This window comes from Microbacterium sediminis, assembly GCF_004564075.1.
In the GTDB taxonomy this organism is placed as follows: Bacteria; Actinomycetota; Actinomycetes; order Actinomycetales; family Microbacteriaceae; genus Microbacterium; species Microbacterium sediminis.
Genome location: NZ_CP038256.1, coordinates 682,900 through 702,421 on the forward strand (window position 1 = coordinate 682,900; position 19,522 = coordinate 702,421).

The 19,522-nt window shown below is 71.2% G+C and carries 19 protein-coding genes and 1 rRNA gene; 11 read left to right on the forward strand and 9 right to left on the reverse strand.

Going from position 1 to position 19,522, the window contains the following annotated elements; translation table 11 throughout:
- Positions 1–16: 16 nt before the first annotated feature.
- Positions 17–133: ribosomal RNA gene (gene rrf / locus E3O41_RS03300) — 5S ribosomal RNA — on the forward strand.
- Positions 134–226: 93 nt separating this feature from the next.
- Here rrf and E3O41_RS03305 read toward each other — a convergent pair.
- Complete coding sequence (locus E3O41_RS03305) at positions 227–1,498, reverse strand: DUF445 domain-containing protein (protein WP_067025400.1); 1,272 nt, start codon at positions 1,496–1,498, stop codon at positions 227–229.
- 51 nt (positions 1,499–1,549) lie between these two features.
- Between E3O41_RS03305 and E3O41_RS03310 the strand changes: the two genes are divergently transcribed.
- Positions 1,550–1,822 carry a metal-sensitive transcriptional regulator gene (locus tag E3O41_RS03310; RefSeq protein WP_067025406.1) on the forward strand — a complete coding sequence of 91 codons (273 nt, stop codon included), beginning with the start codon at positions 1,550–1,552 and terminating at the stop codon, positions 1,820–1,822.
- Between the two features lie 3 nt (positions 1,823–1,825).
- Here the strand turns inward: E3O41_RS03310 and E3O41_RS03315 are convergent, their stop codons facing one another.
- The 3 genes from E3O41_RS03315 to E3O41_RS03325 are packed head-to-tail and all read right to left on the reverse strand — an operon-like array spanning position 1,826 to position 5,069.
- Positions 1,826–2,983 (reverse strand): acyl-CoA dehydrogenase family protein, encoded by a 1,158-nt coding sequence (locus E3O41_RS03315; RefSeq protein WP_067025409.1) that lies wholly within the window; start codon positions 2,981–2,983, stop codon positions 1,826–1,828.
- On the reverse strand, positions 2,980–3,807 hold the full coding sequence (locus tag E3O41_RS03320) for an alpha/beta fold hydrolase (RefSeq protein ID WP_135012017.1): 828 nt from the start codon (positions 3,805–3,807) through the stop codon (positions 2,980–2,982). Before E3O41_RS03320 ends, E3O41_RS03315 begins: the two co-directional genes overlap by 4 nt.
- A 38-nt stretch (positions 3,808–3,845) precedes the next feature.
- Positions 3,846–5,069, reverse strand: a complete 1,224-nt coding sequence (locus E3O41_RS03325) for an MFS transporter (protein ID WP_067025412.1) — start codon at positions 5,067–5,069, stop codon at positions 3,846–3,848.
- A gap of 370 nt (positions 5,070–5,439) precedes the next feature.
- Between E3O41_RS03325 and nrdH the strand changes: the two genes are divergently transcribed.
- From nrdH to nrdF, 4 genes are read left to right on the forward strand one after another with little or no spacing between them, the layout of a single operon-like run.
- On the forward strand, positions 5,440–5,673 hold the full coding sequence (gene nrdH / locus E3O41_RS03330) for a glutaredoxin-like protein NrdH (RefSeq protein WP_067025415.1): 234 nt from the start codon (positions 5,440–5,442) through the stop codon (positions 5,671–5,673).
- Positions 5,674–5,728: 55 nt separating this feature from the next.
- Positions 5,729–6,160: a class Ib ribonucleoside-diphosphate reductase assembly flavoprotein NrdI gene (gene nrdI / locus E3O41_RS03335; RefSeq protein WP_067025418.1), complete on the forward strand. Its 432-nt coding sequence runs from the start codon at positions 5,729–5,731 to the stop codon at positions 6,158–6,160.
- Positions 6,161–6,168: 8 nt separating this feature from the next.
- The gene (gene nrdE, locus E3O41_RS03340; protein WP_099566287.1) at positions 6,169–8,301 is read left to right on the forward strand and encodes a class 1b ribonucleoside-diphosphate reductase subunit alpha; all 2,133 of its coding nucleotides are present in this window, start codon (positions 6,169–6,171) and stop codon (positions 8,299–8,301) included.
- Positions 8,302–8,337: 36 nt separating this feature from the next.
- Entirely contained in the window at positions 8,338–9,312 is a 975-nt protein-coding gene (gene nrdF, locus E3O41_RS03345; RefSeq protein WP_067025424.1) for a class 1b ribonucleoside-diphosphate reductase subunit beta, read from the forward strand.
- A gap of 162 nt (positions 9,313–9,474) precedes the next feature.
- On the opposite strand, the gene E3O41_RS03350 is transcribed toward nrdF, so the two are convergent.
- Positions 9,475–10,038, reverse strand: a complete 564-nt coding sequence (locus E3O41_RS03350; RefSeq protein WP_067025427.1) for a class I SAM-dependent methyltransferase — start codon at positions 10,036–10,038, stop codon at positions 9,475–9,477.
- A 62-nt stretch (positions 10,039–10,100) separates the two neighbouring features.
- Between E3O41_RS03350 and E3O41_RS03355 the strand changes: the two genes are divergently transcribed.
- Positions 10,101–11,231, forward strand: a complete 1,131-nt coding sequence (locus tag E3O41_RS03355; protein ID WP_067025430.1) for an NAD(P)-binding domain-containing protein — start codon at positions 10,101–10,103, stop codon at positions 11,229–11,231.
- A 19-nt stretch (positions 11,232–11,250) separates the two neighbouring features.
- Positions 11,251–12,048, forward strand: a complete 798-nt coding sequence (locus tag E3O41_RS03360) for an alpha/beta fold hydrolase (RefSeq protein ID WP_067025433.1) — start codon at positions 11,251–11,253, stop codon at positions 12,046–12,048.
- A 22-nt stretch (positions 12,049–12,070) separates the two neighbouring features.
- Here E3O41_RS03360 and E3O41_RS03365 read toward each other — a convergent pair whose 3' ends face one another.
- Entirely contained in the window at positions 12,071–13,528 is a 1,458-nt protein-coding gene (locus tag E3O41_RS03365) for a CitMHS family transporter (RefSeq protein WP_135012019.1), read from the reverse strand.
- 137 nt (positions 13,529–13,665) lie between these two features.
- On the opposite strand from E3O41_RS03365, the gene E3O41_RS03370 reads away from it, so the two are divergent.
- Genes E3O41_RS03370 through E3O41_RS03380 form a run of 3 tightly spaced genes read left to right on the forward strand, consistent with a single transcriptional unit; the run spans position 13,666 to position 16,474 of the window.
- Complete coding sequence (locus E3O41_RS03370; protein ID WP_099566288.1) at positions 13,666–15,315, forward strand: sensor histidine kinase; 1,650 nt, start codon at positions 13,666–13,668, stop codon at positions 15,313–15,315.
- A complete protein-coding gene (locus tag E3O41_RS03375; protein ID WP_067025439.1) occupies positions 15,312–15,962 on the forward strand; it encodes a response regulator in 651 nt (216 codons plus the stop codon). Before E3O41_RS03370 ends, E3O41_RS03375 begins: the two co-directional genes overlap by 4 nt.
- A 59-nt stretch (positions 15,963–16,021) precedes the next feature.
- Positions 16,022–16,474, forward strand: coding sequence for a DUF7882 family protein (locus E3O41_RS03380; RefSeq protein WP_067025442.1), 453 nt, complete (start codon positions 16,022–16,024; stop codon positions 16,472–16,474).
- A 7-nt stretch (positions 16,475–16,481) separates the two neighbouring features.
- Here the strand turns inward: E3O41_RS03380 and bcp are convergent, their stop codons facing one another.
- From bcp to aroA, 3 genes are all read right to left on the reverse strand, one after another.
- Positions 16,482–16,952 (reverse strand): thioredoxin-dependent thiol peroxidase, encoded by a 471-nt coding sequence (gene bcp / locus E3O41_RS03385; RefSeq protein ID WP_067025445.1) that lies wholly within the window; start codon positions 16,950–16,952, stop codon positions 16,482–16,484.
- A 133-nt stretch (positions 16,953–17,085) separates the two neighbouring features.
- A complete protein-coding gene (gene rsgA / locus E3O41_RS03390; RefSeq protein ID WP_067025448.1) occupies positions 17,086–18,129 on the reverse strand; it encodes a ribosome small subunit-dependent GTPase A in 1,044 nt (347 codons plus the stop codon).
- Entirely contained in the window at positions 18,126–19,466 is a 1,341-nt protein-coding gene (gene aroA, locus E3O41_RS03395; protein WP_067025451.1) for a 3-phosphoshikimate 1-carboxyvinyltransferase, read from the reverse strand. The genes rsgA and aroA overlap by 4 nt, the downstream gene beginning before the upstream one ends.
- Positions 19,467–19,522: the final 56 nt, after the last annotated feature.

Here is a 19,522-nt window from a genome sequence, read left to right on the forward strand (position 1 = left end):
GAAACATCGAAAGAGTTTCGGCGGTCATAGCGAGAGGGAAACGCCCGGTCACATTCCGAACCCGGAAGCTAAGCCTCTCAGCGCCGATGGTACTGCAAGGGGGACCTTGTGGGAGAGTAGGACACCGCCGGACACCACTTCACGAAAGGCCGCCCAACGCAGGGCGGCCTTTCGGCTTTCAGGCCCCTCTTCGGAGGGGCCTTTTTGCGTTTCCGGAAGGGGGCGCTCAGCCCAGCAGTGCGTGCGCGATCGCGTAGATCACCACGCCGGCCAGGGCGCCGACCACGGTGCCGTTGAGGCGGATGTACTGGAGGTCGCGGCCCACCATCAGCTCGATCTTCTCCGTCGTCTCGTCGGCGTCCCACCTCTCCACCGTGTCGGTGATGAGCGACGCGATGTCGTGCCGGTATCGATCGACGAGGAACACCGCCGCCTCGGTGAGGAAGCCGTCCACGCGCTTCTGCAGGGCGTCGTCGGTGGACAGGCGCGCACCGAGATCCGCGATGACATCGCGGATGCGCTGGCGCAGCGCGCTGTCCGCGTCCTCCAGCGAGCGGATCAGCCCGTCCTTGGCGGTGCCCCAGGCGGCGCCGGCGAGCTCGCGGACGCGCGGGCTGTCGAACACCGTCTCCTTGGCGCCCGACAGGCGCGCGCGGGTGACAGGATCGTGCTGCAGGTTCTGTGCGAGCTTGGCGAGGTAGTCGGTCACCGCGCCGCGCGCCGGGTGAGCGGGATCGGCCCGTACCGCATCGACGAACGCCACCGCCTCGCGGTACACGGTCTCGTCGACGAAGCGATGTGCGAGCGAGGGCACCCATGAGGGCAGCCGGCGCGAGACGAGCCCGTCGAACGCCGCGCGGTTGCCCGCCAGCCACGTCGCGATGCTGTCGGCGGCCAGATCCACCGCGCTGCGGTGCGCGTCGGCCTCGACCAGCTTCTCGAGCCACGCACCGAGGGGACCGCCCCAGTCGGGCGCGATGAGGTGCTCGCGGGCGAGCGACTCGATCACGTCCTGCACGTCGTCGTCGCTCAGCGCGGACAGCACCCCGCGCGCCATCGCGGCGCCCTCCGAGGCGACGCGCTCCGCGTGCGCCGGCTCGGCCAGCCACGCGCCCAGCCGCGCGGAGATCGCGGTGGCCTCGAGCTTGGTGCGCACCACCGGCTCGGAGAGGAAGTTCGTCTCCACGAACTCGCCCAGCGACCGGCCGATCTCGTCCTTGCGAGTGGGGATGATGGCCGTGTGCGGGATGGGCAGACCCAGCGGCCGGCGGAAGAGCGCCGTCACCGCGAACCAGTCGGCCAGCGCACCGACCATGCCGCCCTCGCCCGCCGCGCGCACATAGGCGAGGGCGGGGATCCGCTCCTGCCCCACGAAGCCGATCACGAACAGCGCGGCGGTGGCCAGCAGGGCGCCGATCGCCACGGCCTTCATGCCCGCCAGCGCGCGGCGGCGATCCTGGTCGGCGGGCGAGAGCAGCTCGGTCGGGGTGCGCGCCATGGGGCCATCCTGACACGCCGGACGCGGAGGCTGCCGGAGTACAGTGACTGCGTGATCGAAGACATCCAGAAGCGCGCGCTGCACCGCACCCGGATCCTCGAGGGCCAGCTGCGCGGGCTCGGGCGGATGATCGAGAACGAGGACTACTGCATGGACATCATCACGCAGTCCCGTGCCATCCAGCGCTCGCTCGAGTCGCTCAACCGCCTGCTGCTCGAGAACCACCTGCGCACCCACGTCACCCACATGTTCGAGCACGGGGGAGACGACCGCGAGCAGGCCGTCGAGGAGCTGCTGCGCGCGTTCGACTTCGACGGGCGCTGAGCCTCAGGCCTCGAGCGGCCCCAGCCAGTACGACGCCGCCGTGGCGTGCGCCGACTCGGGGTCGGAGGGATGGAACCCGCCCGCGAGCACGTCGCGGTACAGGCGCGACAGCTCGTTCGCGGCGAAGTACGACGATCCGCCGGCCACGAGCATCGCGTCGTCGACGATCGCCTTGGCCGCCGCCGTCGCGCGGTGCTTCACGCCCGACAGCAGCGTGAACCAGCGCGCGCCGTGGTCGGCGAGCTCGTCGACATCGCGCGCGAGGGCGGCGATCTGCGGCGGCAGGGCGTCGTAGGCCAGGCCCATCGCGGCCACGCGGCGGCGGACGTCGGGGTCCTGGCTCTGCGGCAGGCCCGTCCTCTTCGAGGTGCGCCGGCGCGCGGAGTCGACGGCGAGATCCAGTGAACGGCGCGCGATCCCGGTATAGACCGAGGCGAGCAGCAGCTCGAAGGCGGCGAAGATCCCGAACACGAGCGGATCGGCCGACGGGCCCGGCGGCACGCGGCGCACGACGCGATCCGCGGGGGCGATGGCGCCGCGCAGCTCGGTGGTGCGACTCTGCGTGCCGCGCATGCCGAGGGTGTCCCAATCATCGCGCGTGACCACGGCCTCCGATCGCGGCACGAAGGCGAACACGAGCGTCGGATCGTCGGGGTCGGAGGCGTCCAGCCCGTGCAGGCCCAGCTGGGTCCACACCGGCGCGAGCGAGGTGAAGATCTTCGTGCCCGTGAAGGCGTACGAGCCATCGGGGTTCGGCACGGCATCGGTGTCGCTGCCGAAGAGCACGAGGTCGTTGCCGGCCTCGCTGATCCCGAACGCGAACACCTCGCCGGCCGCGGCGCCGTGCTGCACGAACGCGAGGTCGTCGATGCCGCGATCGCGCAGGATCTTCGCCACGCCGGTCCACACGAGATGCATGTTGACCGCGAGCGCCGTGGCGGGCGCCGCCGTGGCGAGCCGCTGCTGCAGCACGGCGGCCTGCGCGAGGTTCAGTCCGGCGCCGCCCCGGTCGGCGGGCACGAGGATCGCGAGGTACCCGGCCTCGCGCAGCTCGGCGAGGTCCTCCTCGGGGAACGCGTTCGCCGCATCCACCCCGGCCGCGCGGGAGCGGATGCGCTCGAGCAGGTCGTCGGGGAGGTGGGCGGCAGGGTCGAATGTCATCGCGCCGCGCTCCGCGCGCCGAGCTCCGCATCGCCGAGCTCCTCGTCGTCCGCGAAGGCGTCCGAGGCGAGTACCTCGCGCAGTCGCGCGATCGTCTCCTCCGGGCGATCGCGGTGCGGCGAGTGCCCGGCGCGGGGGATCACCGACATCGTGATGCGCGGGTTGGCGGCGAGCACTTCGCGGGCCAGCGCGCCGTCGAAGATGCTGTACACCTCGGGATCGGCACCGATCACGTGCGTCGGCACCGCCAGCCGGGCCGCGTCGGCCCGCACGTCCCAGGCGTCGAGGTTCTGGGCGCCGGTCTGCTCCACTGCCCAGCGGCTCGCGCGGGCGACGGCGTCGACCTTGAGCTCGACGTCCTGCTCGTGCCAGTGCGGGTGCTCCTCGCGCACCTGCTCGGCGCGGTTGTCGTCGAAGGCCCGCTGCTGGCTCGCGCGGATGACCTCGGCATCGCGGTCGACGAGGTGGATCGCGGGATCGATCAGCACGAGGCGGCGGGTCCACTCGGGATCCTGCGCGGACGCGGAGGTCGACGCGGCGCCGCCCAGCGAGTGGCCGATGACGAGGTCCCACGGCCAGCCGTCCTCGCGGCCCGTGGCCACGAGGTCGGCGGCGTAGGCCGCGATCGAGTAGTCCAGCGCGCGCGGTGCGTCGCCGTGACCGCGCAGGTCCACCGCGGTGGCGCACCAGCCGTCCTCGGCCAGGGCGACGCCGTAGCGCCACATCAGGGCGGCCGACGACCCCAGTCCGTGCACGAGCAGCGCGTGGCGGGGAGCATCCGGCGCGCCCCACGTCAGACGGGGCAGGGCGACGGGAAAGATCATGCCGTCAGCCTATGACGCAGGCACGGCACCGGCGCGGGTCAGGGCGTGCGGAAGCTGCCGGTGACCGTCTGGATCATGCCGGTGTCGGGCTGCGGGCTCGCGTCGCGGCCCCGCAGGTCGGGGAAGCCGCGCACGCACGCCGCGGCCACGAGCACCGCCAGCGCCGCGAACCCGGTGGCGACCCAGAACGCCGCCGACGGGCCGACCCCGTCGATCACGAAGCCCGCGACCGCCGAGCCGAGCGCCGCCCCGATGAGCTGGCCGGTGTTGAGCCAGCCGTAGGCCTCGGCCGTCTCGCTGAAGCGCACGCTCGCCGAGACGATCGAGAACGTCAGCGCGAACACGGGCGCGATGCCCATGCCCGCCACGAGCACCGAGACGCCGAGCCACCAGGCGTTGAGCGAGATGAGGGTGAGCGCGATGCCGAACGCCATGATCGCCAGGCGCCGCGCGGCCGACCACGGGCCCATGGGCAGGTGACCGAAGCCGAGGCCGCCCACCAGGCTGCCGGCCGCGAACACCGCGAGGATGAGGCCGGACTCCAGCCCGCCCTCGCCGTAGGCGGCGACGATGCCGGTCTCGAGCGACGAGATCGCCGCGAGCATGATGGCACCCACCACGGTCGAGAGGATGACGGCGGGCTTGCGCAGCACGCGCCCGAGGGCGTGGCGGCTGCGCGGGATGCGCACCCGGCCGACCTCGGGGGAGAAGATGAACCACGCGCCGCCCGCGAGCAGGAACGCGACGATGAGCAGCAGCGCGAGCACCGTGCTGATCTGGATGGCCACGAACGTCGTCAGCACGGGGGCGACGACCCAGATGATCTCCTGCAGCGAGGCATCGAGCGAGAACAGGCGCGTGAGGCGCGAGGCGTTGACCATCTTCGGATAGATGGTGCGCACGGCCGGCTGCACCGGCGGGGTCGACAGGCCGATCACGACGCCACACACGACGAGCGCGGGAACGGGCAGCCCGGCGAGGGCGAGCACGAGCAGCGCCACGGCCTGCACGGCGGTGGTGAGGATGAGCACCGGCCGCATGCCCCACGCGCCCATCCAGCGGCTCGTGAGCGGGCCGGCCACCGCCTGGCCGATCGACACGGCCGCGAGCACGGTGCCGGCGGCCCCGTAGGAGTGCGTCAGGTGCTCGATGTGCAGCAGCACGGCGAGCGTCAGCATGCCGCCCGGGAACCGTGCGGTCAGCTGCGCTGCGATGATGCGCGCGACGCCCCGCGTGCGCAGAAGATCCCGGTACCCCGCCACGTCACCACGCTACCGCCCGGGGGCTGGGCGGATGCTCGGCAGGCGCGCTCACGACACGCCGCGACACGCCGTCGACGGATCTCCACAGGGGCGCGCGTGTCGGAGGCCCCTCGTATCGTCCGAACTGTGGAGAGCGGTCCGCCGCGGCGGGCGAATGCCCGTGGATCAGGCGATTCCCGACGGTCGCGTGGGGGCGCCGACTGTGGACGGATCGGTGGAGAAACCTGTGGGCGGGTGGTGGAGAGCGGTGGAAAATGACACGCTTGTAACTACTAGTCCTTGTGGTGCGCCGGAATGTCGGCACCCATATGTAGTATTGAGGTCCCGGTGGGGGAACGCCGGGCACACAGCGATTCAAGGGGAAGAGATCATGGCGATCACGGTTTACACCAAGCCCTCCTGCGTCCAGTGCACGGCCACCTACCGTGCCCTCGACTCCAAGGGCATCGAGTACGAAGTCACCGACCTCTCGCAGGACCCGAACGCCCTCGAGCAGGTCAAGGCGCTCGGCTACCTGCAGGCGCCCGTCGTCGTCACCGACGAGGACCACTGGTCGGGGTTCCGTCCCGACAAGATCGACGAGCTCGCCGCTCGTCTGGCCTGACGCACCCGCGTCCGGTCGACTCATCCTTCGGCGGATCTCGGGAACGGGGTGAACGATGATCGCGACGGCCACCGCCGCCGAGGTGCCCCTGCTCGTGTTCTTCTCGAGCGTGTCGGGCAACACGGCGCGCTTCATCGAGAAGCTCGGCATGCGTGCCGAGCGGATCCCGCTCCATCGCTCGGATGAGCCGCTCCACGTGGACGAGCCGTTCGTTCTCGTCACACCGACCTATGGCGGAGGTGACGGCAACGGCGCCGTCCCGAAGCAGGTCATCCGCTTCCTCAACGAGGAAGGCAACCGGCGCTGGATCCGCGGCGTCATCTCGGCAGGCAACACCAACTTCGGCGAGGGCTTCTGCATCGCCGGCGACATCATCAGCCGCAAGTGCGACGTGCCGCACCTGTATCGGCTTGAACTCTTCGGCACGGCAGACGACGTCGATCGCGTGAGCGACGGATTGGAACGATGGTGGAAGCTGCAGCACTGACAACCGACATGGACTTCAAGCACAACGTCAAGTTCGACGGCATGGACTACCACGCCCTGAACGCGATGCTGAACCTGTACGACGAGAACGGGAAGATCCAGTTCGACGCCGACAAGCGCGCCGCACGGGAGTACTTCCTGCAGCACGTCAACCAGAACACGGTGTTCTTCCACTCCCTCAAGGAGCGTCTCGACTACCTGGTCGAGAAGGAGTACTACGAGGGCGCAGTCCTCGAGAAGTACCCGTTCGAGTTCATCCAGAAGCTCAACGACTTCACCTACGCGCAGAAGTTCCGCTTCGAGACCTTCCTCGGCGCGTTCAAGTACTACACGAGCTACACGCTGAAGACCTTCGACGGCAAGCGCTACCTCGAGCGCTTCGAGGACCGCGTGGTCATGACCGCGCTCGCCCTCGCCGACGGCGACCAGGACCTGGCCATGAAGCTCGCGGCCGAGATCATCTCGGGTCGCTTCCAGCCGGCCACCCCCACGTTCCTCAACGCCGGCAAGGCGCAGCGCGGCGAGCTCGTCAGCTGCTTCCTGCTGCGCATCGAGGACAACATGGAGTCGATCGCCCGCGGCATCAACTCCGCGCTGCAGCTGTCCAAGCGCGGCGGCGGCGTGGCGCTGCTGCTGTCGAACATCCGCGAGGCGGGCGCTCCGATCAAGCAGATCGAGAACCAGTCCAGCGGCATCATCCCCGTCATGAAGCTGCTCGAGGACTCGTTCAGCTACGCCAACCAGCTCGGCGCGCGTCAGGGCGCGGGCGCGGTGTACCTCTCGGCGCACCACCCCGACATCATGAAGTTCCTCGACACCAAGCGCGAGAACGCCGACGAGAAGATCCGCATCAAGACGCTCTCGCTGGGCGTCGTGATCCCGGACATCACGTTCGAGCTCGCCAAGAACGACGAGGACATGTACCTGTTCTCGCCGTACGACGTCGAGCGCGTCTACGGCGTGCCGTTCGGCGACATCTCGGTCACCGAGAAGTACCGCGAGATGGTCGACGACCCGCGCATCAAGAAGACGAAGATCAACGCGCGCAAGTTCTTCCAGACCCTCGCCGAGATCCAGTTCGAGTCGGGCTACCCGTACATCATGTTCGAGGACACGGTGAACGCGGCCAACCCGATCAAGGGCCGGATCAACATGTCCAACCTCTGCAGCGAGATCCTGCAGGTGAACACGCCGACCACGCTGAACGAGGACCTCTCGTACGACCAGATCGGCAAGGACATCTCGTGCAACCTCGGGTCGCTGAACATCGCGCTGGCGATGGACTCGCCCGACTTCGGCCTCACGGTCGAGACGGCCATCCGCGCCCTCACCGCGGTCAGCGACCAGAGCCACATCCGCTCGGTGCGCTCGATCGAGGACGGCAACGACCGCTCGCACGCCATCGGCCTGGGCCAGATGAACCTGCACGGCTACCTCGCTCGCGAGCGCGTGTTCTACGGCTCCGAAGAGGGCATCGACTTCACGAACATCTACTTCTACACGGTGCTGTTCCACGCGCTGCGCGCCTCGAACAACATCGCGAAGGAGCGCGGGGTCGCGTTCGAGGGCTTCGAGGACTCGACCTACGCCTCGGGCGAGTTCTTCGACAAGTACATCGACCAGGTGTGGGAGCCGAAGACCGCCAAGGTCAAGGAGATGTTCGCCGGTCACCACATCCCCACGCAGGACGACTGGCGCGAGCTGAAGGCCTCGATCCAGCAGTACGGCATCTACAACCAGAACCTGCAGGCGGTGCCGCCGACCGGATCGATCTCGTACATCAACAACTCGACGGCGTCGATCCACCCGATCACGTCGAAGATCGAGATCCGCAAGGAAGGCAAGCTCGGTCGCGTCTACTACCCGGCGCCGTTCATGACGAACGACAACCTCGAGTACTACCAGGACGCGTACGAGATCGGCTACGAGAAGGTCATCGACACCTACGCCGCGGCGACCCAGCACGTGGACCAGGGCCTGTCGCTGACGCTGTTCTTCAAGGACACCGCCACCACCCGCGACATCAACAAGGCCCAGATCTACGCCTGGCGCAAGGGCATCAAGACGATCTACTACATCCGCCTGCGCCAGATGGCCCTCGAGGGCACCGAGGTCGAGGGCTGCGTCAGCTGCACGCTCTGAGCGGCTGATCAGGGATTTCCGAGAGAAGAAAGAACGATGACGGAGACGCTCAAGCTCCTGGATCACGTCCAGGCCATCAACTGGAACCGCATCCAGGACGAGAAGGACGTCGAGGTGTGGAACCGCCTCACGGGCAACTTCTGGCTGCCGGAGAAGATCCCGCTGTCCAACGACATCCAGTCGTGGAACACCCTCACGCCCGAGGAGCAGCAGCTCACGATGCGCGTGTTCACGGGCCTCACGCTGCTCGACACCGTACAGGCCACGGTCGGCGCGGTCTCGCTCATCCCCGACGCGGTGACCCCGCACGAGGAGGCCGTCTACACGAACATCGCGTTCATGGAGTCGGTGCACGCCAAGAGCTACTCGTCGATCTTCTCGACCCTGTGCTCGACGCAGGAGATCGACGAGGCGTTCCGCTGGTCGGTGGAGAACCCCAACCTGCAGAAGAAGGCCCAGATCGTCATGGAGTACTACCGTGGCGACGAGCCGCTCAAGCGCAAGGTCGCCTCGACCCTGCTCGAGAGCTTCCTGTTCTACTCGGGCTTCTACCTGCCGATGCACTGGTCTTCGCGGGCGAAGCTGACGAACACGGCCGACCTGATCCGCCTCATCATCCGCGACGAGGCCGTGCACGGCTACTACATCGGCTACAAGTTCCAGAAGGGGCTCGAGCAGGTCGACCAGGCCAAGCGCGACGAGATCAAGGACTACACGTTCTCGCTGCTCTACGAGCTCTACGACAACGAGGTGCAGTACACGCAGGACCTCTACGACCAGGTCGGCCTGACCGAGGACGTCAAGAAGTTCCTGCACTACAACGCCAACAAGGCCCTCATGAACCTGGGCTACGAGGCGATGTTCCCCTCGAGCGTCACCGACGTGAACCCGGCGATCCTGTCGGCCCTGTCGCCCAACGCCGACGAGAACCACGACTTCTTCAGCGGCTCGGGCTCGTCGTACGTCATCGGCAAGGCCGTCGCCACCGAGGACGACGACTGGGACTTCTGAGAATCCCGATCGCGTGAACGGGCCTCCTTTGGGAGGCCCGTTTCGCGTTTCCGGGCGGTGATCCCGGGGCCGCGGTTCGCCGCTGGCGAGGGGATCCCGGTTCGCGAGGAGGTCGGGCCGCGCGATCCTCCTCTCGAGCCGAGAGCTCCTCGATCGCCGGAATCAGGCGCGGGCGATCACCTCGAAGCGGTGCCAGTGCTTGGGCCCCCGGCCGCTCGGCCCGTCGAACTCCCGCTCCTCGAGGAGCACGATCTCGATGGCGGCGGTCAGCCCCTCGACGTCCGCCCGGCTGTGGAACGTCATGCCGGGGTCGCCGGCCCACGAGTCGCGATCGCCGAAGAGCTCGACGGCGAGGATCCCGCCGGGGCGCACGGCGCCGCGGATGCGCGCCCACGCGTCGTCGAAGCGGTCGGGCGGGATGAAGGGGAGCGCGGCGCACGCCAGCACGAGGTCGGCGGCCGGTGGCGTGTAGTTGGCGAGATCCGCGCATTCGACGGCGGCTCGGCCAGCCGTGCGGTGCGTCACCCGTCGGATCGCCTCCTCCTCGCGGTCGACGGCGAGGACGCGCCATCCCTGCTCGACGAGCCACTGGCTCTCGGTGCCGTCGCCGCATCCGAGGTCGACCGCGAAGCCGGGCGACGTGGCGGCCGCCGCGCGCACGGCGAAGGGGCGCACGGCGCGCCCCGCGACGCGTCGGTAGTACGCCGGCCAGTCCGCCTCGGTCACGCTCCGAGTCTGCCAGCCATGGGCGCGGGAATGACCGCGCGATCCATGCGGTTGAAAGGATCGTGGGGGAGAACGCAGGCCGGCGCGCGAGCGTCGTCGTGATCGGCGCCGGGCAGGCGGGGCTCTCCGCCGCGTTCCACCTGCGGCGCGCCGGGTTCGTGAGCGCGATCGATGACCCGGGCGCGGACCGCACATACGTCGTGCTCGACGCGAACCCGGCACCCGGCGGCGCGTGGCGGCACCGGTGGGCGTCTCTCACCGTCTCCGGCCTGAACCGCATCTTCGACCTGCCCGGGCTCGCGCAGCCCGACATGGATCCGGACGAGCCCAGCCGCGACGCCGTGCCCCGCTACTTCGCCGCCTTCGAGCAGCGGTTCGATCTTCCGATCCTGCGGCCCGTGCGGGTCGAGAGCGTCGACTTCGCGGACGACGAGGAGGACGGGGACCTCGTCGTGCGCACCGACGGCGGCACGTGGATCGCCCGAGTCCTCATCAACGCCACCGGCACATGGGACAACCCGGTGCGGCCGGCGTATCCGGGCCAGGAGACGTTCCGCGGGCGCCAGCTGCACACGCGTGAGTACGGATCGCTCGACGAGTTCGCGGGGCAGCGCGTCGCGATCGTGGGCGGCGGGATCTCGGCGGTGCAGCACCTCGAGGAGATCTCGCGCGTCGCGCAGACGTTCTGGTACACGCGGCGCGAGCCGGTGTTCATCGAGGGGGAGTTCGATCCCGAGACCACCGGCCGGAGCACGATCGAGAAGGTCACGGCCGACGTCGAGGCGGGGCGGCCCACGGGTAGCATCGTGGGCTACACCGGGCTGGGGTGGTCGAGCTCCGCCCGCGCGGCACGCGATCGCGGCGCTCTCGTCCGCCGCCCGATGTTCACGCGCATCGAGCCGGACGGCGTGCGCGAGGCCGACGGCACCTTCACTCCGCTCGACGCGATCGTGTGGGCCACGGGCTTCCGCCCCGACGTGCGTCACCTCGATCCGCTGTACCTGCGCAACGAGCTCGGCGGCATCGCGATGCGCGGCACGCAGGTGGCCGGCGAGCCGCGCGTGCACCTGATCGGCTTCGGCCCGTCGCAGTCGACCGTGGGTGCGAACCGTGCCGGGCGCGAGGCCGTCACGCGGGCCGTGCGGTACCTCGACCGCATCGGCTCGCGCAAGGTCGAGCCGATCCGGTCGTGAGGACCGGCAGAATGGCGCCATGAGCGTTCCGCTGATCACCGAGATGCCCGAGCCGCAGTTCGTGATGTCGCAGGAGGGGCATCGCGTCGCGACCTACACGTGGGGGTGGGAGAACGAGGACGCACCGGTCGCCCTGTGCGTGCACGGGTTCGCGTCGAGCTGCAAGGACAACTGGGTCGACACCGGGTGGGTGCGCGATCTGCAGCGCGCCGGCTTCCGCGTCCTCGGGATCGATCAGCGCGGCCACGGGGCGAGCGATCGGCCGCACACGGCGATCGAGTACGCGATGGACGCGTTTGTGTCCGATCTGACGATCGTCCTCGAGACCTACCTCGTCGACACCGCCCGCTACGTCGGCTACTCGCTCGGCGCGCGGGTCGGCTGGCACGCCGCCGTCGCCCTCGGGGACCGGATCGAGCGGGCGGTGCTGGGCGGCATCCCCGACGGCCGTCCGCTGGGGCGGCTCGACATCGCGCAGGCGCGCGCCTTCGCCGAGCGCGGCGAGGAGGTGACCGATCCGGTCACCCGCGACTACGTCACGCTCGCCGAGCGGGTGCCGGGCAACGACCTCCTCGCGCTCGTCGCGCTCGCCGAGGGCATGCGCTTCGGCGACGCGGACCCGGACCTGGGGCACCCGCCGCAGCAGCCGATCCTGTTCGCGACCGGATCGGACGACGCGATCCTCGAGGACTCGAAGCACCTCGCGGCCGCGACGCCCCACGGGCGCTTCGTCGAGGTGCCCGGCCGCCACCACTTCAACGCCCCGGGTTCGAGGGACTTCCGCGCGGCGGGTGTCGCGTTCCTCGCCGAGGACTGAACCCGGCGAGGAACGCGACGGCTCAGGCGAACGGGATCGATCCGACCAGCACGCCGACGACGAGCATCACGAGCGAGACCACGAGCGCGCGCCACAGCACCTTGCGGTGGTGATCGCCGAGGTTGACGCTCGCCAGCGAGACGAGCAGCAGGATCGCCGGCACGAGCGGGCTCTGCAGGTGCACCGGCTGGCCCACGATCGAGGCCCGCGCCATCTCGACCGGCGAGATGCCGTAGGCGGCCGCGCTCTCGGCGAGCACCGGCAGGATGCCGTAGTAGAACGCGTCGTTCGACATGAAGAACGTCATGGGGATCGACAGCAGCCCGGTGATCACGGCGAAGAACGGGCCGAGCGACGACGGCACCACCTGCACCACCCAGTCGGCCATCGCCGTGACCATGCCGGTGCCGTCCAGGACGCCCACGAGCACGCCGGCGGCCAGCACCATCGACACGACGCCGACGATGCTCGGCGCGTGGGCGACGATCGCGGCGGTCTGACCCTTCAGGCGCGGGAAGTTGATGAGCATCGCGACGCCCGTGCCGATCATGAACACGTACGGCAGCGGCAGCACGTCGATGATCAGCAGCACCATCACGACGATGGTCAGCGCGAGGTTCACCCAGATCAGCCGCGGGCGCAGGGTGGCGCGCTCGGGGTTGAGCACCGTGTCGGCCATGGCGGTGTCGCGCTCGTCCTCGGCCAGGCGCACCGTCGAGGTGGAGCCGGCGCCCTTGACCGTGACGACGTTGCGGGTGGCCAGCGCGGCGCGCGCGCCGGGGAGGCCGCCGGAGCCCTCCAGCAGCTGCGGCGGGCGCAGGCCCGAGCCCGCGCGGCGGTCGTCGCCCGCGCGCTCGAGGTCGATGCGGCCGATCCGGCGGCGCTCGGCCAGGCCGAGGTACCACGCCAGGCCGAAGGCGACGAGCAGGCCGGCGGCCAGCGAGGGCAGCATCGGCACGAACACGTCACCGGGCTCCACGCCCAGGGCGGTGGCCGCGCGGACGGTCGGGCCGCCCCACGGCACGATGTTCATGGTGCCGTTGACGAGCCCCGCCACGCACGTGAGCACCACGGGGCTCATGCCGAGGCGCAGATACACGGGCAGCAGGGCGGAGGTCGTGATGATGAACGTCGTCGACCCGTCGCCGTCGAGCGAGACGGCACCGGCCAGCAGCGCCGTGCCGAGCACCACCTTGGCGGGGTCGTCGCCCACGAGGCGCGTGATGAAGCGGATGAGCGGATCGAACAGGCCGACGTCGATCATGAGCCCGAAGAACATGATCGCGAACATCAGCAGCGCCGCCGTCGGCGCCATGTCGGAGATCGCGCCGAGGATCATGTCGCCCATGCCGAGACCCGCGCCGGCGAACAGGCCGAACACGGTGGGCACGAGGATGAGGGCGACCATCGGCGTGAGCCGCTTGGTCATGATGAGGGCCATGAAGGTGAGGATCATGGCGAATCCGAGAATCACGAGCATGTGACGTCCTTGTCTGCAGTAGGGTGCGTTCCCTCGTAGGGACGTTAGGAGCGGCCCGGCGAGCAGACCGGGGTAACGCGCATTGCGCGACTTCTGCGCGTTATGCGCACGGCGCGCGAGGGCGCATACTGGCCCGTATGCGGTTCGCGACCCGGGTGCTCCTCATGCAGCTCGGGGCGGCGTTTCTCATCGTGCTCGTGTGCCTGGCGGCCTTCGCCGCGTTCGCCGTGGGGCAGCTGCGGGCCGAGGCGGAGTCGACGGCGCTGGGGATCGCCCGCTCCGTCGCGAGCGACCCGGACGTGCGCGCGCAGGCGGCCGCCTACGCCGGCCGCGCGGGGCTCGACGCCGCGGCGCTGGAGGCCGGTGACCTGCAGCGCCAGGCGGCCGAGGTGGCCGACCGCACGGGCGCGCTGTTCGTCGTGATCGCCAACGACCGCGGCCTGCGCCTGGCACACCCCGACCCCGCCGAGCTCGGCCGCGAGCTCAGCACCGCCTACGCGCCGGTGCTGCGGGGGAGCGAGACCATCGACTGGGCCCACGGCACGCTGGGCGACTCGGCCCGCGCGAAGGTGCCCGTGACCGATCCCGCCTCGGGTGAGGTGATCGGCCTCGTCAGCGTGGGCTTCGCGCCGTCGCGCGTGTACGGCGACGTGCCGGCCGTGCTGGGTGTGGTCGCGGGCGTCGCGCTCGTGGCGGTCGCGGCCGCCGTGGGGGTCGCGCTGCTCATCCGGCGGCGCCTGGAGGCCCTCACCCGCGGGGTGCAGCCAGACGAGCTCGAGGCGCTGCTGCAGAGCCGGGCGGCCGTGCTCGACGGCGTGCACGACGGGGTCCTCGCCATCGGTCCCGATCGCGTCGTGCGCGCCTGCAATCCGTCGGCCGTGCGCGTGTTCGGAGGGATCGACCCCACGGGCAGCGACGTTGGGGCGGCCGGGCTGCCCCGCCGGCTGGTGCGGGCGGTTGAGCGCGTGCTGGCGGGCGAGGCGCGCGTCGAGGAGCAGCTGGTGCTCGAGGATCGCGTGGCTTACGTCGACGTGCGCCGCGCCCGCAACGGGGCCGACGACCTCGGGGCGGTCGCCGTGCTGCGCGATCGCACCGACGTGCTCGCCCTCGCCGAGCGCCTGGAGGCCGTGCGGGCGGCCACGAGCGCCCTGCGGGTGCAGCGGCACGAGTTCGCGAACCGGATGCATGCCGCGGCCGGCATGCTCGCCGCGGGTCGGGTGGACGAGGCCGAGCGGATGATCGCGGAGTTCGCCGAGCGCGGTGCGATCCCCGACGAGGGCGCGCTCGAGGTCGACGAGCCGTTCCTCGCCTCGTTCCTCGCGGCGAAGGCCGCCGAGGCGTCCGAGCGCGGCGTGGAGCTGCGCATCGCCGACGACACGCTGCTCGTGGGCGTCGTCGCCCAGCCGGAGGACGTCGCCGCCGTGCTGGGCAACCTCGTCGACAACGCGATCTCCGCCGCCGTCGCGGGCGCGGAGCCCCGGTGGGTGTCGGTGTCGCTGCTGGACGACGGCGACACGCTCGCGCTGACGGTGACCGATTCGGGCCGGGGCGTGGACGACCCCAACCACGTGTTCGAGAACGCCCGCCGTCAGGAGGACGCCGCGCCGGCCGATGCGGTGCACGGCCGCGGCATCGGGCTGCCGCTGGCGCGCCGCTTCGCCCGCCGTCGCGGCGGCGCGCTCTGGCTCGTCGAGGCCCGCGGCGAGGGCCACGGCGCCGTCTTCGCCGCCCGCCTGCCGGGCGCGATGTCCCCCCGATCCGCGCCCGAGGAGGCGATCGCCCCGTGACCGATCCGATCAGGACGCTGATCGTCGACGACGACTTCCGCGTGAGCGGGATCCACCGCGACCTCGTCGACGCGCACCCCGGCTTCCAGGCGCTGCCCCCGGTGCGCGACGCCGCCTCCGCGCGGCGCGCGATCGCCGAGATGGAGCCGCAGCTGCTGCTGCTCGACGTGTACCTGCCCGACGGCGACGGCATCGAGGTCGGCCGGGAGTCCGGCGTCGACCGCTTCGTGCTCAGCGCCGCCGCCGATGCCGCCACCGTGCGCCGGGCGATCGGGTCCGGCGCGCTGCAGGTGATCCTGAAGCCCTTCCCGCCGAACGCGCTGCACGACCGGCTCAGCGCGTACGCCCGGTTCCGCAACCTGCTCGCGCGCGACGAGACGGCCCTGGCTCAGGACGACGTCGATCGCGCGCTCGCCGCGGCGCGCGGGGGCATCGAGCAGGGGCCGGCGCGCGACGAGACCCGGCGGCTCGTGCTCGCGGCGCTGGCGGGCGGCGAGGCCTCGGCGGCGGAGGCCGCGGAGCGCGCCGGCGTCTCGCGCGCCACGGCGCAGCGGCATCTCGCGGCGCTCGCGGCCCAGGGCGCGGTGGCGGTGTCGCTGCGCTACGGCAGCGCGGGCCGCCCCGAGCACCGCTACCGCCGCCCCTGATCGCGATGTCCCCCGAACGACCGGTATTCCGCGGGGCGTTTCGGGGCTACCGTCGAGGCATGGGGCTGTTCATCTACGACAACGCCGATCCGCCGATCCGCATCGATGACCGCACCCTGTGGCACCTGCGGGCGGTGATCCTCACGAAGCTGCGCCGCAACGAGACCTTCAGCGTCTCGTGGGCGCACCCCGAGGGGGACGAAGCGGGCTACACGACCATCTGGCTGCACCCCAGCATCCCGCTGCGTTTCCTCTTCGACAGCAGCGAGCGCCCGGAGCTCAACCGCGACTGGCTCGCCCGCCTCACGGTGTCGGCGGTCGAGCACGGCGGCATCGAGCTCACGCAGGAAGAGGTGCACGAGACCACCACGGAGGAGTCGGCGCCCTCGGCCGTCCTCGGGCACCGGGACGCCGAGCCCGCCGCCGCACACGGCGGCAGGTCGCGCGGCCGCACCGGCCGGCCGCTCTCGCGAGGGCGGACGCCGATCGCGGGGCGCGGGCGCCGCCGCTAGACCCGCCTTAGTCGATGCCGAGCTCGCGGCGCAGGCGCGCCACGTGGCCCGTGGCCTTGACGTTGTAGAGCGCCTTGGCGATCACGCCCTGCTCGTCGATGACGAACGTGGAGCGGATCACCCCGACGTACACCTTGCCGTAGTTCTTCTTCTCGCCCCAGGTGCCGTACGCCTGGTGGACGGCGGCGTCGGGGTCGCTCAGCAGCGGGAAGGTCAGCCCGTCGCGCTCCGCGAACGCCTTAAGCTTCTCGGGCTCGTCGGGCGAGACGCCCAGCACCGCGTAGCCGGCGCCCGCGAGCGAGCCGATCGAGTCGCGGAAGTCGCACGCCTCGGTGGTGCAGCCCGGGGTCATCGCCGCCGGGTAGAAGTACAGCACCACCTTGCGGCCGCGGAAGTCGGCGAGCGACACGGGCGAGCCGTCCTGGTCGCCCAGCGCGAAGTCGGGGGCGGGGGTACCGGGTTCGAGGCGCTCAGTCATCGCCTCCAGCGTAGTTCGTTCATCTCCGCGGCCTGCGGCCGCTGCGCTCAGCAGCCGATCGGGTGGCCCCTGTCGGTTGCTGAACGGAGGACGCGGAGCGGCCGGAGAGGAAGCGACCACGCCAAGCCGGGCGTCACCAGTCCTGCTTGTCCTTGAAGGTCCCCAGCAGACGCTGCAGGGAGTCCAGGCGGCCCGGGGCGAGCGTTCCGGCCGCGACCGCCTCGTTCAGCGCGCAGTCGGGCGCGTCGGGCAGGTGGGTGCAGCCGCGCGGGCACTCCGCGGCGATCTCGAGCAGGTCGGGGTACGCACGCAGGATGTTGTCGGGATCGACGTGCCCCAGCCCGAACGAGCGGACACCCGGGGTGTCGATCACCCACCCCGACCCGGCGGGGCCGTGATAGCGCAGCGACACCGTCGACGACGACGTGTGCCGCCCGCGGCCGGTCACCTGGTTCACGTGCCCCGTGGCCCGGCGGGCGGTGGGGACGAGCGCGTTCACGAGCGTCGACTTGCCCACGCCCGAGTGCCCGACGAACACCGTGGTGTGTCCGACGAGCGCCTCGCCGATCGCGTCGAGCGGGGCCTCGTCGCGAGCGGACCGGAACACGCGCAGCTCGTCGAGCCCGGCGAAGTGCTCGAGGAACCCGGTGGGATCGGCCAGGTCGGTCTTCGTGACCACCATGAGCGGGCGGATCCCCGCGTCCAGCGCCGCCACGAGGTAGCGGTCGACCAGCCGGGGGCGCGGCTCCGGATCGGCGGCCGCGACGACCACGAGCATCTGATCGGCGTTGGCGACGATCACGCGCTCGACCTGGTCGGTGTCGTCGGCGCTGCGCCGCAGCAGCGAGCTGCGCTCCTCGATGCCGACGATGCGGGCAAGCGTGCCCTCGCGGCCCGAGGTGTCGCCGACGATCCGCGCCCGGTCGCCCGTGACGATCGGCATCTTGCGCAGCTCGCGCGCCCGCGCCGCCGTCACCTCGCGCTCGGTGGGCAGGTCCTCGTCGACGAGCACCGCGTAGCGGCCGCGGTCCACGCCCAGCACGCGCGCGATCTCCGCGCTCTCGTGCGCGGGGCGGCGCTTGGTGCGCGGACGGTTGCCCTTGGGGTTGGGCCGGACGCGCACGTCGCTCTCGTCGAACTCCGGCTCGTCGTCGAGGTCGTCGCTCAGCCAGCTCAACGGCGTCCGACTCCCGCGAGCATGCGATCCCACAGCCCGGTGAACTGGGGGAGGGTCTTGGCGGTGGCGCCGATCTCGTCGACCACCACGCCCGGCACGGCGAGCCCCACGAGCGCGCCGGTCGTGGCGATCCGGTGGTCGTGGAACGCGCGCCACGTGCCGCCGTGGAGCGGGCCCGGCTCGATGCGGATGCCGTCGGGCAGCTCCTCGGCGTGGCCGCCGAGGGCGGCGATGTTCTGCGCGAGCGCGGCGATCCGGTCGGTCTCGTGCCCGCGGATGTGGCCGATGCCGCGGAAGGTCGAGGGCCCGTCGGCGAACAGCGCGAGCCCCGCGAACGTGGGCGTGAGCTCGCTCACCGCCGACAGGTCGAGGTCGACGCCGTGGATGGCGCGGCCGGCGGCCACGGTGAGCGCCCCCGACCGGCGCGACACCCGCGCGCCCATGAGCGAGAGCAGGTCGGTGAGCTGGGCGCCCGGCTGCGTGGAGTGGGGCGGCCAGTCGGTCACCGTCACGCTGCCGCCGGCGATCATCGCCGCGGCCAGGAACGGGGCGGCGTTGGACAGGTCGGGCTCGACGTGCACGTCCTTGGCGCGGATCGACGTGGGCGGCACGATCCACTCGCCCGGCGCCGGGCGCTCGACCTGCACGCCGCGGCGCGCGAGCGTCTCGATCGTCATGTCGATGTGCGGCAGGCTCGGCAGGCGCTCGCCGGTGTGGCGCAGGTGCATGCCCACGTCGAACCGCGGCGCGGCCAGCAGCAGGCCCGAGACGAACTGGCTGGAGGCCGAGGCGTCGATCTCGACCTCGCCGCCGCGGACGTGGCCGCGCCCGTGCACGCGGAAGGGCAGCGACCAGCGGCCGTCGTCGTCCACGTCGACGCCGAGGTCGCGCAGCGCGCGGATCATCTCGCCCATCGGCCGGTGCAGCGCGTTCTCGTGCGCCGTGAGCAGCACCTCGCCGTCGACGAGGCCCGCCAGCGGCGCGATGAAGCGCATCACCGTGCCGGCCTGGCCCGCGTCGACCGTGGCGCCGCTGAGCGGGCCCGGTGTCACGACGAGGTCGGGGCCGTAGGCGCTCTGCCCGGCGGCCTGCTCCACCCGCACGCCCAGCGCCGTGAGCGCCTCGACCATGCGCGAGGAGTCCTCGCTGGGAAGCGGCGCGCCGATGCGGCTGGGCCCCTCGGCCAGCGCCGCCAGCACGAGCTCGCGGTTGGTGAGCGACTTGGAACCGGGGATCGTCAGGGTCGCGTTCAGCTCGCCCGTGACCGTGGGCGCGGCGTACTCGCCGCGCGCCGGGGGGAGCGCCGTCTCGCCGGGGGAATACGCGTTCGCCGTCATCGGTTTCCACCTTAGCCGGGGCATTATGTCGCGATCCCGGCTCGCGGAGAGGAAGG

Bases quoted from the DNA above. Each gene is read 5' to 3' on its own strand.
- E3O41_RS03305 (WP_067025400.1), bottom strand. From the start codon at position 1,498: ATGGCGCGCACCCCGACCGAGCTGCTCTCGCCCGCCGACCAGGATCGC.
- E3O41_RS03315 (WP_067025409.1), bottom strand. From the start codon at position 2,983: ATGACATTCGACCCTGCCGCCCACCTCCCCGACGACCTGCTCGAGCGC.
- E3O41_RS03320 (WP_135012017.1), bottom strand. From the start codon at position 3,807: ATGATCTTTCCCGTCGCCCTGCCCCGTCTGACGTGGGGCGCGCCGGAT.
- nrdH (WP_067025415.1), top strand. From the start codon at position 5,440: ATGGCGATCACGGTTTACACCAAGCCCTCCTGCGTCCAGTGCACGGCC.
- nrdI (WP_067025418.1), top strand. From the start codon at position 5,729: ATGATCGCGACGGCCACCGCCGCCGAGGTGCCCCTGCTCGTGTTCTTC.
- nrdE (WP_099566287.1), top strand. From the start codon at position 6,169: ATGGACTTCAAGCACAACGTCAAGTTCGACGGCATGGACTACCACGCC.
- nrdF (WP_067025424.1), top strand. From the start codon at position 8,338: ATGACGGAGACGCTCAAGCTCCTGGATCACGTCCAGGCCATCAACTGG.
- E3O41_RS03360 (WP_067025433.1), top strand. From the start codon at position 11,251: ATGAGCGTTCCGCTGATCACCGAGATGCCCGAGCCGCAGTTCGTGATG.
- E3O41_RS03365 (WP_135012019.1), bottom strand. From the start codon at position 13,528: ATGCTCGTGATTCTCGGATTCGCCATGATCCTCACCTTCATGGCCCTC.
- E3O41_RS03370 (WP_099566288.1), top strand. From the start codon at position 13,666: ATGCGGTTCGCGACCCGGGTGCTCCTCATGCAGCTCGGGGCGGCGTTT.
- E3O41_RS03380 (WP_067025442.1), top strand. From the start codon at position 16,022: ATGGGGCTGTTCATCTACGACAACGCCGATCCGCCGATCCGCATCGAT.
- bcp (WP_067025445.1), bottom strand. From the start codon at position 16,952: ATGACTGAGCGCCTCGAACCCGGTACCCCCGCCCCCGACTTCGCGCTG.
- aroA (WP_067025451.1), bottom strand. From the start codon at position 19,466: ATGACGGCGAACGCGTATTCCCCCGGCGAGACGGCGCTCCCCCCGGCG.